The organism is Roseinatronobacter alkalisoli, assembly GCF_028745735.1.
GTDB classification, from domain to species: domain Bacteria; phylum Pseudomonadota; class Alphaproteobacteria; order Rhodobacterales; family Rhodobacteraceae; genus Roseinatronobacter; species Roseinatronobacter alkalisoli.
On record NZ_JAQZSM010000001.1, the window covers coordinates 253185 to 266293 of the forward strand.

Annotated in this window: 12 protein-coding genes and 1 tRNA gene; 10 read left to right on the forward strand and 3 right to left on the reverse strand. The window is 57.7% G+C overall.

Features of this window, described 5'->3' with window-relative positions; translation table 11 throughout:
* The first annotated feature begins 45 nt into the window (after positions 1 to 45).
* On the forward strand, positions 46 to 387 hold the full coding sequence (locus tag PUT78_RS01285; protein WP_274350204.1) for an antibiotic biosynthesis monooxygenase family protein: 342 nt from the start codon (positions 46 to 48) through the stop codon (positions 385 to 387).
* Positions 384 to 956 (forward strand): RNA 2',3'-cyclic phosphodiesterase, encoded by a 573-nt coding sequence (thpR, locus tag PUT78_RS01290; RefSeq protein WP_274350205.1) that lies wholly within the window; start codon positions 384 to 386, stop codon positions 954 to 956. The genes PUT78_RS01285 and thpR overlap by 4 nt, the downstream gene beginning before the upstream one ends.
* Here thpR and PUT78_RS01295 read toward each other — a convergent pair.
* A complete protein-coding gene (locus tag PUT78_RS01295; protein ID WP_274350206.1) occupies positions 944 to 1672 on the reverse strand; it encodes a M48 family metallopeptidase in 729 nt (242 codons plus the stop codon). The genes thpR and PUT78_RS01295 overlap by 13 nt on opposite strands.
* A 122-nt stretch (positions 1673 to 1794) precedes the next feature.
* Between PUT78_RS01295 and PUT78_RS01300 the strand changes: the two genes are divergently transcribed.
* The 3 genes from PUT78_RS01300 to PUT78_RS01310 all read left to right on the forward strand — a co-directional run bounded on the left by PUT78_RS01300 (position 1795) and on the right by PUT78_RS01310 (position 3284).
* Positions 1795 to 2103, forward strand: coding sequence for a TIGR02300 family protein (locus PUT78_RS01300; RefSeq protein ID WP_274350207.1), 309 nt, complete (start codon positions 1795 to 1797; stop codon positions 2101 to 2103).
* 94 nt (positions 2104 to 2197) lie between these two features.
* Positions 2198 to 2273 (forward strand) — tRNA-Ala (locus tag PUT78_RS01305).
* 366 nt (positions 2274 to 2639) lie between these two features.
* Complete coding sequence (locus PUT78_RS01310; protein ID WP_274350208.1) at positions 2640 to 3284, forward strand: DUF5701 family protein; 645 nt, start codon at positions 2640 to 2642, stop codon at positions 3282 to 3284.
* A gap of 244 nt (positions 3285 to 3528) precedes the next feature.
* On the opposite strand, the gene rarD is transcribed toward PUT78_RS01310, so the two are convergent.
* Positions 3529 to 4419, reverse strand: a complete 891-nt coding sequence (rarD, locus tag PUT78_RS01315; RefSeq protein ID WP_274350209.1) for an EamA family transporter RarD — start codon at positions 4417 to 4419, stop codon at positions 3529 to 3531.
* Positions 4409 to 5830: a UDP-N-acetylmuramoyl-L-alanine--D-glutamate ligase gene (gene murD, locus PUT78_RS01320; protein WP_274350210.1), complete on the reverse strand. Its 1422-nt coding sequence runs from the start codon at positions 5828 to 5830 to the stop codon at positions 4409 to 4411. The genes rarD and murD overlap by 11 nt, the downstream gene beginning before the upstream one ends.
* 512 nt (positions 5831 to 6342) lie before the next feature.
* Between murD and acs the strand changes: the two genes are divergently transcribed.
* From acs to PUT78_RS01345, 5 genes are all read left to right on the forward strand, one after another.
* Positions 6343 to 8289, forward strand: a complete 1947-nt coding sequence (gene acs, locus PUT78_RS01325) for an acetate--CoA ligase (RefSeq protein ID WP_274350211.1) — start codon at positions 6343 to 6345, stop codon at positions 8287 to 8289.
* A 17-nt stretch (positions 8290 to 8306) separates the two neighbouring features.
* On the forward strand, positions 8307 to 8975 hold the full coding sequence (locus PUT78_RS01330) for an adenylate kinase (protein WP_274350213.1): 669 nt from the start codon (positions 8307 to 8309) through the stop codon (positions 8973 to 8975).
* 165 nt (positions 8976 to 9140) lie between these two features.
* Entirely contained in the window at positions 9141 to 9395 is a 255-nt protein-coding gene (locus PUT78_RS01335) for a DUF4212 domain-containing protein (protein ID WP_274350214.1), read from the forward strand.
* A gap of 14 nt (positions 9396 to 9409) precedes the next feature.
* Positions 9410 to 11176, forward strand: a complete 1767-nt coding sequence (locus PUT78_RS01340) for a sodium:solute symporter family protein (protein WP_274350215.1) — start codon at positions 9410 to 9412, stop codon at positions 11174 to 11176.
* A gap of 98 nt (positions 11177 to 11274) precedes the next feature.
* Entirely contained in the window at positions 11275 to 13107 is a 1833-nt protein-coding gene (locus PUT78_RS01345) for a DUF294 nucleotidyltransferase-like domain-containing protein (protein WP_274350217.1), read from the forward strand.
* Positions 13108 to 13109 lie beyond the last annotated feature (2 nt).

Sequence of the window (13109 nt, forward strand, 5' to 3'; positions counted from 1 at the left end):
CCCGCGCCCGCTTTGCTGCACCATGCAAGACAGGAGGGCCACGCCATGCAGATCACAGCCAGCACTGACGGCCAGACCGTCATCAGCACTTTCGAAATGACACCGGGAACCTGTTCAGATGTTCTGGACGCCCTGCAGGACGCCTATGAAAAGGTAATTCGCTTCCAGCCCGGCTTCATGGGGGGGGCGATTCATGTGAATGACGCCCAGACCCGCGTTGCCACCTATTCGCGGTGGCGGGCCCGAACGGATTTTCAGGCCATGCTGCGTACGCCGGAAATGCGCGAACGCAACCGAGAAATCGCGAAGCTATGCGCCCGGTTCGAGCCTGTGCTGTATGATGTCGCCGCCGTCATCAGCCCCGGCGCACCCGGCGAGGCCCCGTGATTCGCGCATTTCTGGGGTTAGAACTGCCGCAGCATATTCGCAGCCAGCTTGTGTTGCGGCAGTACCTGTTGCCGCTACAGCGCAGAATTCCGCCGGAGAATTTTCACATTACGCTTGTGTTTCTGGGCGACAGCACCCTGCCGCAGCTTGAAGACCTGCATCTTGCTCTGGATCGTCTGGTTGTTCCCGCCTTGCAGTTGCAGATCACTGGTCTGGGTCTGTTTGGCAAGGACAAGCCGCATAACCTGCATGCCGTGGTTGCGCCCGATGACGGATTGGTGCGGTTGCAGGCAAAACTTGTGACCCTCGCGCGCAATTGCGGATTTGTGCTGAAACCACGCCGTTTCCACCCGCATGTAACCCTGTCCTATCTGCGCGCGGGCAGTTTTGACCGGGGGGAACTGGAAGCAGCGGTCGTGCGCGACGCGCAATTCAGGACCGAACCGTTCGCGGTGCAGGAGATCGCGTTGTTCCGTTCCGTGTTGCGGCCAGATGGGGCTGAATATGATGTGCTTGAACGCTATGGTCCGGCGCAGGGCGCGGTATCGGCCAAAGGTCAGAACCTGTAGCCGTGCAGATGTGCCCCGTTCTGGCGCAGCCATGCCCGGTGGCGCTGATAGTCAGGCATCAACCCTGACACGCAGGCCCAATAGGCGCGCGAATGGTCCATATGGCACAGATGCGCGGCTTCATGCGCGGCAACATAGTCCAGCACCGGTGGCGGTGCCATGATCAGCCGCCATGAAAACATCAGCCGCCCATCCGCAGTGCATGATCCCCAGCGCGATCGCGTGTCGCGCAGGCTGATGGCCGCCACCTGTTTGCCCAGCCTGGCCGCATAGCTGTGGGCTGCGGAAACCAGGGCTCTGCGCGCCTGATCCTTCAGAAATGCCGCAACACGGGCGGGGGTGATTGTCCCGTCCGGGTCTGCGGGCACGAACAGGGTCTGCCCTTCCAGCCGGATGCGCCGGGCCTCGCCATCGCAGGCAATTTGCAAGGGAGTGCCCTGAAACAGGATTGTGCTGCCAATGATGACGGGAATTTGTTGCGGGACACCTTCCAGTGCCTTGCGCAGCCATTCTTTCTTTTCGGACAGAAACCCCAGCGCGGTGGCCTTTGGCAGGGATTTCGGAATGGACAGTGTAACACGGCCATCAAGCCCCGATACCCGCAGGCTTATGCGTCTGGTCTGCGCGGACCGGCGGAGTACCACGGCCACCGGCCGCGCGCCGTCTAGGTCCAGAAATGCAGTCGATTCGGTTGTTTTCTCGGGCAGTCGTGGCATGATTTCCGCGTTTCATCTGCTGGCCGGAATAAATGCAGGCGGTGATAGGGGGCTTTACAGGCCGCATCACTTATGGCACGGCAATTGGCTTGAAGGAAGGCACGCGAATAAAGGAAATGTCGATGTCCAATCCAGAATGGGGCGTAAAGCGCGTCTGCCCGGAAACCGGCAAGCGGTTTTATGATCTGAACAAGAAACCGATTATCAGTCCCTATACCGGAAAAGAAGTACCGGTCGAAACCGCCGAGCGGCGTGAGTCGGTGGTCGTTGCCATGGCAGAGAAGTCGAAAAAGGCCATCAAGGATGATGATGATCTGCTGGTCGATGATGATGACGCCGTTGATGTCGATGATGAACTGCTGGAAGATGAAGACGACGATACTGTCGCGCTGGATGATCTGGCAGATGTTGCCGGCGACGATGAAGATTAAGCCGTCGAATTTTTGACGGTGCCGGTTTTTCCTATTGCGTTGGCGGATTTGCTTTCGTAATAGGCGGGCATCGTCAGAAACACGGCGAAACGGTGGGGCCATAGCTCAGTTGGGAGAGCGCTTGAATGGCATTCAAGAGGTCAGCGGTTCGATCCCGCTTGGCTCCACCATAATTACTCTGGAAAAACATCAGATAATTCTGCCTTTCTCGTCAGAGGTTTTTCCTCTGTGGTGCCGACTGATGATATTTTTCTGAAAGTAGTGCCAGAAAGCAGCCGCGCGCCGCAGGTTGTCCGGTCTGGCAGCTAGGCGAACTAAAGCGGAACTTGGTTTGGTCCGATTCAATGCCCGCTTTTGGGTGGATTACGTAGTGTCAGCGGTCAACTTAGACAGACGCTCGCGCAGCCGATCTCGCGATCGAGATATCCCGCCGACCTAAAAAAGCTGCGCCAATCGAACGCCGGAACAAACTGGCAACGTGAAAGTCGATTCATTCGAGACTATGTCATGGATCATCCACAAATATGGAAGTTCCGATGCTGACAGACCCACTAGCCGAATATGACCGGCAGGCAGAATTAATGTCCCAACGAATCTCGAACAGTCTCCTGAATTACGACATTGGCAGGTTTTGGCGCCATATCGAGGAACTGCGTATGCGCGTCAGTGCCTTGGCGATGTCCGAAGAAGCCAGCGGCAACATCCCGGTTGTCATCCTCCTCAAGCAGAAGAATTTCCGGTATCAAGAATTGATGGGCCAACTCTCGCACAAAGGGCGCAATGGATACGTTGAAATGACGCCTAAGATTCCTGAAGATTTTCGGGACATCGAGTCTTTGGCGATTCCGAATGCCGATCTCTACGTGCTATGGGACGTTGATACCGGCATGTCTAATCTCAACATCAGCCCCAGTGACAGCATGGAATTGCTCATGAAGGCCAAGCGTACACCTTTGACGATGAGTGAAGGTCTGTTTTGCGCGCTCGCGGTGCCAGAACTCTTGACTGACAAACACAGATTCAACTGCATTCAAATGCCGGGTTCCCGAATTGAGGACGATCAACGGGTTCCGTCAATCTGGTTGAGCAAGGGTGCACCACGTTTGGGCTGGTGCTGGTTCGGCAATATTCACACTTGGTTGGCAACGGCATCTTGTAAATCAAGGTTGGGTGCATCTTAGAAGCAGCCATTCGCGACAATGCAAAAAATCAGAAAAGTGGCTCCGCTTTTCAGTCATTCTCTGCGCGCTGTCCGAATGGCCGCTCTCGTGACACCAGCGCGCGGGCCACGCTAAGTGAAAGGCAAACCTTTATGGCAGCGGTTTTGACCCAGGATGTGGATTACTGTCGTCTCTCTTCCGGAAAATCCATGCAGTGCTGATCAGCGCCTTTTTGCGTTCGGGTCCCTGCACAGCTTTTTGCAGTTTATTGCAGTCCCGCCCGGCGTTTGCGCAGGATCTCCAGAATATACAGCGCCATGGCCCCCCAGATCATGGGAAAGGCAATGACACGCGCCCCATCAAACGGTTCGCGGAAGATGAACACTGAAATCAGGAATATCATCGTCGGAATGGAATAGCCCGCGATGGCGATTGTAGACAGGCGCAGTTCCTTGGCCCCGTTGGCATAAAGCATCAGCGGCGCGGCTGTCACAATGCCGCAGCCGACAAGCAGCGCCCAGTCCATTGCATTGGCCTGTGCGCTGAAGCTGCCCCCCTGAAGCTGTGCCCAGCCCATATACGCAATTGCGAATGGCAGCAGGATCAGGGCTTCCAGTGCAAAGCCCTGATTTGGCCCGATGGGCAGGGCGCGCTTGAAATAGGCATAGCCGCCCCAGCTGAAAATGATCAGCAATGCGCCTAATGGCAATGCGCCTGCATCTAGTGTCAGCACCACAACAGCGGCCACTGCCAGCGCCACGGCCCCCCATTGCCGCGCGCTTAGTTTCTCGCCCAGCAGCGTCGCCCCCAGAAACACGTTGAAAATGGGGTTGATATAATAGCCGAGGGCGGCGTCCATCGCCTGCCCGGACTGGATAAGCCAGACATATGTGCCCCAGTTGACCGAAATCAACGCAGCCGTGACCAGCGCCATGCCCAGCATACGCGGCGTGCGGATGGCAATGCGTAAATCATCGGTGCGCCCCAGCAGTATTAACGCAACCAACGCGAAGGGCACCGCCCAGATTGCGCGATGGGCGATCACTTCGACCGTGGGGACATGCTCCAGTGCCTTGAAATAGAATGGCAGCGTGCCCCAGATGGCAAATGCCGCCACAGCAAAGGCAAAGCCGCGCGGGCTGTCATCATTTGTCATCGGTGGCGCTTTCGCGCAGTAATCGCGCATTCACAGCATCAATAAATGCCTGTCCGCGGCATTCAAAATCCTTGAACTGGTCAAAACTGGCCGCCGCAGGGGCAAGCAGCACCACATCGCCTGATTGTGCGTCGGCCATTGCGCGGGCTACGGCGCGTTCCATTGTTTCGCAAACCTCATGCGCGGTGTCGCCCAGTTGCAGGGCAAATTCGCGCGCCGAATGGCCGATCAGATAGGCTTTGGTCACATGCCCCAGATGCGGCGCCAGCGATGTGATGCCGCCATCCTTGCCCAGGCCCCCTGCAATCCAGCGAATGTGGTCGAAAGCCTGAAGCGCCTGTGCTGCGCTTTCGGCATTGGTGGCCTTGCTGTCGTTGATATAGCGCACACCGTCCGCTTCGGCCACCAGCTGGCTGCGATGGGGCAGGCCGCTGAAACTGTGCAGCGCGTCTTCAATAAGGCGCGGGGCAATGCCAAGGCTGCGCGCCACCGCATAGGCCGCGCAAGCGTTCTGATGGTTATGCGCGCCCGGCAGGCCCTTGACCGCGCGCAGGTCCACGGACACCACCTGTTTACCTTGCCGGTATTCGGCCAGAAAACCTTTGCGGGCAAAGACGTTCCAGCCCGGCCCGGTCAGTTTCCGGCCTGATGACATGCGGATAACGCGCATATCTTCGGGGTTCTGTCCGATCTGCCCGGCCAGAAACTGGCCTTCGGTTTCGTCGACACCGATGATGGCGCGATCCGGCCCGCCTTCGGCGAACAGTCGGCGTTTGGCGGCAAAATAGCCCCCCATCCCACCGTGGCGGTCCAGATGATCGGCCGACAGGTTGGTGAAAACGGCGATGTCAGGTGTCAGGGAACGCGCCAGTTCGGTTTGATAGCTGGACAGTTCCAGCACCACAACCTCGCCATTTTGCGGCGGATCAATTGACAGCACGCCCTTGCCGATATTGCCCGCCATCTGGCAGGGGCGTCCGGCCTGTTGCAGAATGTGATGCACAAGCGCGGTCGTGGTTGATTTGCCGTTTGACCCGGTGATAGCTACAACTTTGGGGGGCTGGTCGAATTCCATGGTTTCCGCTGTTGCGAAGCTGCGGAAAAACAAACCGATATCGTTGTCTACGGGCACGCCTGCTGCCATGGCGGCTGCAATTATGCGGTTGGGTGCGGGGTAAAGATGCGGAATGCCCGGGCTGGTGATCAATGCGGCCACGCCGGACCAGTCGATCCTGCCCAGATCATGCAACGTTATACCCTGATTTTCGGCCTGGCTGCGGGCATCGGGGCTTTCATCCCAGGCCAGTGGCTCCGCCCCGCCGGCTGCAAGCGCGGCGCAACTCGTCAATCCTGAACGCCCCAAACCCAGTACGGCGACGCGCGCACCTGTATATCCTTGGACCGGGATCATGGCTTTGGCCCTTCCTTGCTTGCTGGTGCATCCTTTATGGGGTTTTGGGGCAAGTTGCAGGGGCTTGCAAGGATGGCTTTTGCATTGCCGGAATGCCGGATGTCCGTGAAGCCCGCCCGGTGCGGAAATTCCAGCACGTCGAATCACTAATGTTCGCGCAAAAGAAGAAAACTTATCGAATCTTGCGCGAGGGGTGTTTGCGCTGACATGTTCTGTCGCCGCTGATCGCCGCTGTTATGGGCAGAAATCTGCACCGTATTCATCAGATGGAAAACAATATAATAACAATGGCTTCCCGCAGTGCAGCGAAAAGTAATTGACAATATTTACTTATTACTTGTGAATAAATTTACAAGAAAACCCTTTAGATAAAAAAAGTTACACATTATTTGACGAATGCGTTATACAGGTCGCGGGGAATGGCGCAGCGGGTTTTGCGGCGCCGAAAATTCAGGGGGGCGCTGCCGCGAATTTCGCAGGTTCAGCCCCTCCGCGCGACTGGAGGAGTATTCATGTCAAATACCTATCCCGCTTCTGACGAGTTCGTGGCCGATGCGCATATTGACGCGGCCAAGTATGAAGAAATGTATTCCGCGTCCATCACCGATCCGGATGGTTTCTGGCGCGAACACGGCAAGCGCATTGACTGGATCAAGCCCTTCACTAAGGTAAAGAACGCGACATTCGATTTCGGCAATGTTGATATCAAATGGTTCGAAGACGGCACGCTGAACGTGTCTGCAAACTGCATTGACCGTCATATCGTGACCCGGGGCGAGCAAACCGCCATCATCTGGGAACCCGATGATCCCAAAGCCCCCGCCCGGCACATTACCTATCGCGAGTTGCTGGAACAGACCAGCCGGATGGCAAATGTTCTGAAGGAACATGGCATCAGAAAAGGCGACCGTGTGGTGCTGTATCTGCCCATGATCCCGGAAGCAGCCTATGCCATGCTGGCCTGCGCGCGCATCGGGGCCGTGCATTCCATCGTTTTCGCAGGTTTTTCGCCGGATGCGCTGGCAAACCGTATCAATGATTGTCAGGCCAAGGCCGTGATCACGGCTGACACCGCGCCGCGCGGTGGTCGCCGGACTGCGCTGAAATCGAATGCTGACAAGGCACTGTTTGACTGCTCCGACAAGGTGAAATGCCTTGTGGTCAAGCATACTGGTGATCAGACGACATGGGTGGACGGGCGCGATATTGACCTGAAGGCCGAAATGGCTGCCGCCAGTCCGTATTGCCCCTATACCGAGGTGGGTGCTGAAGACCCCTTGTTCATTCTGTATACGTCCGGTTCGACAGGGCGGCCTAAAGGGGTTGTGCATACCTCTGGCGGGTATCTGGTTTATGCGGCGATGACGCAGCAATATGTGTTTGATTACCACGACGGGGACGTGTTCTGGTGCACAGCCGATGTCGGTTGGGTCACCGGCCACAGCTATATCATCTACGGGCCGCTGGCCAATGGCGCCATAACGCTGATGTTTGAAGGCGTGCCCACCTATCCGGATGCGGGCCGTTTCTGGGAAGTTTGCGCCAAGCACAAGGTCAACCAGTTCTATACTGCGCCCACGGCCATTCGCGCGCTGATGGGTCAAGGGACTGAATGGGTTGAAAAACACGACCTGTCGTCACTGAAACTGCTGGGGTCCGTTGGCGAACCCATCAACCCCGAAGCATGGAACTGGTACAATGAAAATGTCGGCAAGGGCCGGTGCCCGATCGTTGACACCTTCTGGCAAACGGAAACCGGCGGTCACATGATCACTGCGCTGCCCGGCGCCATTCCGGCCAAGCCCGGTTCGGCGACCAAGCCCTTTTTCGGGGTGGTGCCGGAAATTCTGGACCCCGCAACAGCGGAAGTCCAGACAGGCACAGCCGCAGAAGGGGTGCTGTGCATCAAGGAAAGCTGGCCCGGCCAGATGCGCACTGTCTGGGGTGATCATGAGCGTTTCATGGAAACCTATTTCAGTCAGTACAAAGGTTATTATTTCACTGGCGATGGGTGCCGTCGTGATGAAGACGGCGATTACTGGATTACCGGCCGGGTGGATGACGTGATCAACGTGTCCGGCCACCGCATGGGCACGGCCGAAGTTGAATCCGCACTTGTGGCGCATGAAGCCGTGGCCGAAGCCGCTGTCGTCGGCTACCCGCATGACATCAAGGGGCAGGGGATCTATGCCTATGTCACCTTGATGAACAATGTGGAACCGACGGAAGAGTTGCGCAAGGATCTGGTCAAATGGGTACGTCAGGAAATTGGCCCGATTGCCAGCCCAGACCTGATCCAGTGGGCGCCGGGCCTGCCCAAAACCCGGTCGGGCAAGATCATGCGGCGTATTCTGCGCAAGATTGCTGAGGATGATTTCGGTGCGTTGGGCGACACCTCGACACTGGCTGACCCGTCGGTGGTGGATGAGTTGATCGACAACCGCATGAACCGGGCGTGACAGGGATGCGCGACACAATGACAAAATCTGCGGTACTTATCCTGCTTGGCCCGCCCGGCGCAGGCAAGGGGACACAGGCACGCATGCTGGAAGAGCAATTCGGCCTTATCCAACTGTCCACGGGCGATCTGCTGCGCGCGGCTGTTGCTGCGGGCACGGATGCGGGTAAACAAGCGAAGGCGGTCATGGAATCCGGCGGGCTGGTCAGTGATGAAATCGTCCTTGCGATCCTGCGTGACCGCATGGCCGAACCCGATACTGAAAAGGGGGTCATCCTTGACGGGTTCCCCCGCACCGCCAGACAAGCCGAAGCACTGGATGCATTGCTTGCAGATCAGGGTATGGCGCTTGGCGCGGCCATTTCGCTGGATGTGGATGATGCGGCAATGGTTGAACGGGTTTCGGGCCGCTATACCTGCGCCGGATGTGGCGAAGGGTATCACGACAGTTTCAAAACACCCGCTGCGGCAGGCGTGTGCGACAAATGTGGCGGAACGGAATTCAAGCGGCGCGCTGATGACAACGCGGAAACTGTGGGCGCACGGCTTGCTGCCTATCACGACCAGACAGCCCCGCTGATCAGCTATTACGAAAATCAGGGTGTCTTGCGCCATGTCGATGCGATGGGCCAGATTGATGTCATCGCATCTGATCTGGCAGCCATCGTGCGTGACGCGACAGCGTAGAGTTCCGGGAAACCGGTAAATGGGCACGCAGAAGTGCCCGGATGCAGACCCAGAGGAGTGAGCGGGTCTGCAAACAGCGGATGTGTCTGACAGCACATACCCGCTGCAAGAGAGGAAGCCAGCCCCATGAGGGGGCGGCACAGGAGGAAACTGGGAGACGTCACAATGTCAGACAAGTCGACAGACGCCTACTGGAAGGCCAACGTCCGCATCATCACCATTTCCATGGTGATCTGGGCGCTGGTCTCTTTCGGATTCGGCATCGTTCTACGCCCGCTTTTGTCGGGTATTCCAATCGGTGGCACCGATCTTGGGTTCTGGTTCGCGCAGCAAGGCTCGATCCTGACCTTCATCGTGCTGATCTTCTACTACACCTGGTACATGAACAGACTCGATAAAGAGTTTGGCGTGGAAGAATGAGGGATACCTGAAAAATGGATCAGTTTGTAATCAACCTTATCTTTGTGGGCGCGTCCTTCGCGCTTTACATCGGTATCGCGATCTGGGCACGTGCCGGGTCGACTTCTGACTTCTACGCGGCGTCGCGCGGCGTTAACCCTATCGTCAACGGTGCGGCAACTGCGGCTGACTGGATGTCGGCAGCAAGCTTCATCTCGATGGCGGGTCTTATCGCCTTCGTCGGCTATGGCAACTCGACCTTCCTGATGGGCTGGACGGGCGGCTATGTGCTACTGGCCATGCTGCTGGCGCCCTATCTGCGCAAATTCGGCCGCTACACTGTGCCCGATTTCATCGGAGACCGGTTCTACAGCCAGACCGCGCGTCTGGTGGCGGTGATTTCGCTGCTGGTCATGTCGATCACATATGTTATCGGCCAGATGACTGGCGCAGGTGTGGCGTTTTCGCGTTTCCTTGAAGTGACCAACCAGACTGGCCTGTTCATCGCGTCGGGTGTTGTGTTCATCTATGCCGTTCTTGGCGGGATGAAGGGCATCACCTATACGCAGTTGGCGCAATATGTCGTTCTGATCATTGCCTACACCATCCCTGCGGTGTTCATCTCGTTGCAACTGACGGGTAATCCGCTGCCGCAACTGGGTCTGTTCAGCACGCATACCGCTTCCGGCCAGCCACTGCTGACCACGCTGAACGAAGTGCTGGTTGAACTGGGCTTCAACGACTATACCGGCAATCACGGGTCAACCTTCAACATGGTGTTGTTCACCCTGTCGCTGATGATCGGTACCGCTGGTCTGCCGCATGTCATCATCCGCTTCTTTACGGTTCCGAAAGTGGCTGATGCGCGCAAATCGGCAGGTTGGGCGCTGGTCTTCATCGCGCTGCTTTACACCGTTGCCCCGGCAGTTGGTGCAATGGCGCGTCTGAACATCATCACCACGCTGTACCCGAACGGTGTCGCGGGCGAGCCGCTGGCATTCGATGAAAAGCCCGACTGGATGCTTAACTGGGAACGCACGGGTCTGCTGCGCTTCGAGGACAAGAACGGCGATGGCCTGATCCAGTACTATAATGAAGCAAACCCACCCGCCCGCGCCATTGAAGAAGGCTGGGAAGGCAATGAAATGGTGACCTTCAACCAGGATATTCTGGTTCTGGCGAACCCCGAAATTGCACAGCTTCCGGGTTGGGTTATCGGCCTGATCGCGGCAGGTGGTCTGGCAGCAGCATTGTCCACGGCGGCAGGTCTGTTGCTGGCGATTTCATCCGCCATCAGCCACGATCTGATCAAGTCGATGATCAATCCGGGCATTTCGGAAAAGGGCGAATTGCTTGCTGCCCGTATTTCGATGGCCTTTGCGATTGCGCTGGCAACCTATCTGGGCCTCAACCCGCCGGGCTTTGCGGCGCAGGTGGTGGCACTGGCCTTCGGTCTGGCGGCATCGTCGCTGTTCCCGGCCATCATGATGGGTATCTTCTCCAAGAAGATGAACTCCGCAGGTGCGGTTGCAGGTATGATCGTGGGTCTTGGCTCCACGGTGCTGTATATCTTCACCTATCTGGGCTGGTTCTTCATCCCCGGCACCAACATGCTGCCCAACACACCTGACAACTGGCTGCTTGGTATTTCGCCGCTCAGCTTTGGTGCAGTGGGTGCGATGCTGAACTTCGCAGCCGCCTATGTCGTCAACAAGATGACCGGCGATGCCCCTGCAGAAATTCAGGAACTGGTGGAATCGATCCGCGTGCCCAAAGGTGCAGGCGCGGCCGTCGATCACTGATCTGACGCTGTGACATTGGCCTGTCCCCGTTCTGCGGGGGCAGGCCGTCCCACATCCGGGCCGCCCAAATACAGGTCGGTGCAATCAGGACAACAGACATGACCCAAAGCACCCCGAAGGTTCTGGAATTCCTGCAATCCGTGCACCCATATGATTCACTGCCGCAGGACGAACTGGCGCGTGTCGCCGGTTGCTTCAGCCGCAGTGAGGTGCCCGCAGGCAAGGTCATCTATTCCGAGGGAGAGCCGATAGATGGTGTCTATCTGGTCAAATCCGGTACGATAGAGGTGACCGACACTCATGGCGCGCTTGTGTCCATACTGGCGCCGCGCAATTCCTTCGGGGAACGCGGGTTGCTGCGTGACGGGCGGGCCGTTACCACGGCGACAGCGACGGCAGATTCCGTGTTGCTGTGCCTGCCCGCGAATGATCTGCGCCACCTGATTGCCAATTTCCCGGCCTTTGAGCGGTTTTTCAGCCGCGGTGCGCCATCAGGCGGCAGGCTGGGTCGGCAAAATGATCTTGCCACCCTGAAGGTGTCCGATCTGATGGCGCGCAAACCCGTAACAGCCACCCCGCAGATGACCGCGCAGGATGCCGCAAAACTGATGCGGGATAACCGTATTTCCTGTGTCGCGGTGGTCAAGGGCGACACGCTGGTTGGCATTGTAACCACGCGCGACCTGTCGGGCCGTGTGCTGGCTGAAGGGCGCGGACTGAACACTCCGCTTGCTGATGTGATGACCCCGGACCCTCTGGCACTTTCGCCCAACTCCTTAGGGTCCGACATCCTGCATATGATGCTGGAACACCGCATCGGGCATTTGCCGGTGGTGCGTGACGACCGGCTTGTGGGAATGATTACGCAGACTGACCTGACGCGGTTTCAGGCCATCAGTTCCGCGCAACTGGTGCGGGATGCTGCGGTGGCGGAGACCTATGCAGACCTGGCCCATGTGACCGAACGCATTCCGCAATTGTTGTTGCAACTGGTGGGGGCGCATAACGCGCATGATGTGATTACCCGCCTGATCACCGATATTGCCGATACCGTCACGCGGCGGTTGCTGAAACTGGCCGAAGAAAAACTGGGCCCGCCGCCGGTCCCATACCTGTGGGCCGCCTGCGGCAGCCAGGGCCGACAGGAACAGACAGGCGTCAGCGATCAGGACAATTGCATCATCATCGATGACAGCGTTACCCCGGATGATATGGGCTATTTCGCTGATCTGGCGCGGTTTGTGTCGGACGGGCTGCATGCGGCAGGGTATTTCTACTGTCCCGGTGACATGATGGCGACCAACCCGCGCTGGTGTCAGCCGGTCCGGGTCTGGCGGCGCTATTTTCAGGGGTGGATCAACACACCGTCGCCCGAAGCGCAGATGCTGGCCTCTGTCATGTTTGACCTGCGTCCGATTGGTGGTCAGGTCAGCCTGTTTCGCGACTTGCAGGATGAAACACTGGAAGCCGCCAGCAAGAATTCGATCTTTGTTGTTCACATGATCTCGAATTCCATCAAACATTCGCCCCCGCTTGGGTTGCTGCGCGGCTTTGCGACCATCCGATCAGGCGAGCACAAGAACCATGTCGACATGAAACTGGGTGGTGTGGTGCCGGTGACCGACCTTGCGCGCGTTTACGCGCTGCGTGGGCGCATTGCTGCCGTTAATACCCGCACCCGCTTGTTGACTGCTGAAGAACAGGGGATCATTTCGGTATCGGGCGCGCGTGACCTGATCGAAGCCTATGATCTTATCGCCAATCTGCGGTTGGAAAATCAGGCAACGCTGGTCCGGATGGGGCGCAAGCCTGACAATTTCCTTGCCCCTTCTGACCTGTCAGATTTTGAACGCAGTCATCTGCGCGACGCGTTTGTCGTCGTGCGCACCATGCAATCAGCCGTTGGCCAGATTGCCGGAACACTGGGCTAGAA

What these genes read in the sequence shown, in the direction of transcription:
- PUT78_RS01285 (WP_274350204.1), top strand. Translation starts at nt 46, where the DNA reads ATGCAGATCACAGCCAGCACTGACGGCCAGACCGTCATCAGCACTTTC.
- PUT78_RS01295 (WP_274350206.1), bottom strand. Translation starts at nt 1,672, where the DNA reads ATGCCACGACTGCCCGAGAAAACAACCGAATCGACTGCATTTCTGGAC.
- PUT78_RS01300 (WP_274350207.1), top strand. Translation starts at nt 1,795, where the DNA reads ATGTCCAATCCAGAATGGGGCGTAAAGCGCGTCTGCCCGGAAACCGGC.
- PUT78_RS01310 (WP_274350208.1), top strand. Translation starts at nt 2,640, where the DNA reads ATGCTGACAGACCCACTAGCCGAATATGACCGGCAGGCAGAATTAATG.
- rarD (WP_274350209.1), bottom strand. Translation starts at nt 4,419, where the DNA reads ATGACAAATGATGACAGCCCGCGCGGCTTTGCCTTTGCTGTGGCGGCA.
- murD (WP_274350210.1), bottom strand. Translation starts at nt 5,830, where the DNA reads ATGATCCCGGTCCAAGGATATACAGGTGCGCGCGTCGCCGTACTGGGT.
- acs (WP_274350211.1), top strand. Translation starts at nt 6,343, where the DNA reads ATGTCAAATACCTATCCCGCTTCTGACGAGTTCGTGGCCGATGCGCAT.
- PUT78_RS01330 (WP_274350213.1), top strand. Translation starts at nt 8,307, where the DNA reads ATGACAAAATCTGCGGTACTTATCCTGCTTGGCCCGCCCGGCGCAGGC.
- PUT78_RS01335 (WP_274350214.1), top strand. Translation starts at nt 9,141, where the DNA reads ATGTCAGACAAGTCGACAGACGCCTACTGGAAGGCCAACGTCCGCATC.
- PUT78_RS01340 (WP_274350215.1), top strand. Translation starts at nt 9,410, where the DNA reads ATGGATCAGTTTGTAATCAACCTTATCTTTGTGGGCGCGTCCTTCGCG.
- PUT78_RS01345 (WP_274350217.1), top strand. Translation starts at nt 11,275, where the DNA reads ATGACCCAAAGCACCCCGAAGGTTCTGGAATTCCTGCAATCCGTGCAC.